The organism is Streptomyces sp. NPDC060031 (assembly GCF_042736805.1).
Classification (GTDB): domain Bacteria; phylum Actinomycetota; class Actinomycetes; order Streptomycetales; family Streptomycetaceae; genus Streptomyces.
Genome location: NZ_JBHWVM010000223.1, coordinates 1 through 1,053, shown reverse-complemented (window position 1 = coordinate 1,053; position 1,053 = coordinate 1). Strand labels below are relative to the sequence as shown.

Sequence of the window (1,053 nt, the reverse complement as noted above, 5' to 3'; positions counted from 1 at the left end):
TCCTCGCCAGGTTGGTGTGGTCTCGTCCGTTATGCGCTTGGTGAGGTTGTCGATGGAGGCGACGTGGATCATGGCTTCGGAGCTGGTGGTGAGGGTCTCGTAGTCGCGGGCGAGTCGGCGGTGCATCATGATCCAGCCGATACTGCGCTCTACTACCCAGCGTCTTTTCACGACGTGAAAGCCGCGAACTCCGGGGTTTCTGTGGACGACTTCGACGTCGATTCCGAGTTGCGCGCCGTGCTCGACGACGGCGTTCTTGAATCCGGTGTCGACCCAGCTTTTCGCGATGGTCGGGTAGGTCTTCTTGGCCTGGTTGAGGAGGCGTATTCCCAGGGCGTTCTCGGAGAGGCTCGCAGCGGTGACCGTCACGGCAAGGATCAGGCCGATCGTGTCGGTGAGGATGCCCCGTTTCCGGCCGACGATCTTCTTGGCGGCGTCCGTTCCTTGGCTGGTCACGGGCACGTTGGTGGAGGTCTTGATGCTCTGGGTGTCGATGACGGAGCCTGTGGGTTCGGGCTTGCGGCCTTCCTTCACGCGGGCCAGCGCGGTGAGGTCGTAATTGAGCTGGGTGAAGATTCCCTCGTCGCGCCAGGCGGCGTAGTAGGCGTAGACGGTGCCGTGGCTGGGGAAGTCGTGCGGGACGTATTTCCAGGGGATTCCGGTGCGGTTCACGTAGAGGATCGCGTTGAACACGTCGCGGAGTTCGACTTTCGCCGGCTGTCCGGTTGGGCGGCGGTCGAGCCGGGCTTTCCGCCATGCCGTCAGGGTCGGCTCGATCAGGGCCCATCGGGCGTCGGACAGGTCGCTGGGGTACGGCTTGCGCTGACTCACGCCGTAGCGTCGGCACGGACGAGGCGGACGGAGCCGTTCCGTTGCGGTTGGGTGTTTCTCCCTCATCTTCAAACCAGACGGACTTCATGCACGAGAAGCGGAGTAACCGGGCGACCGGGCCGACAGCTCGGAGGGCGTGGAGATGAACGTATGGGGCAGATACCTCAAGAGCGGCAATCGTATAGCTCGCCTATCGACACAAACCACCCCTGAATGCCCACT

The 1,053-nt window shown here is 63.1% G+C and carries 1 protein-coding gene; it reads right to left on the bottom strand.

The window, feature by feature from the left end; genetic code table 11:
• On the bottom strand, positions 1–831 hold an 831-nt coding region (locus tag ACFWB8_RS37165; RefSeq protein ID WP_385237776.1), incomplete at its 3' end, for an IS5 family transposase.
• Between the last annotated feature and the right edge of the window lie 222 nt (positions 832–1,053).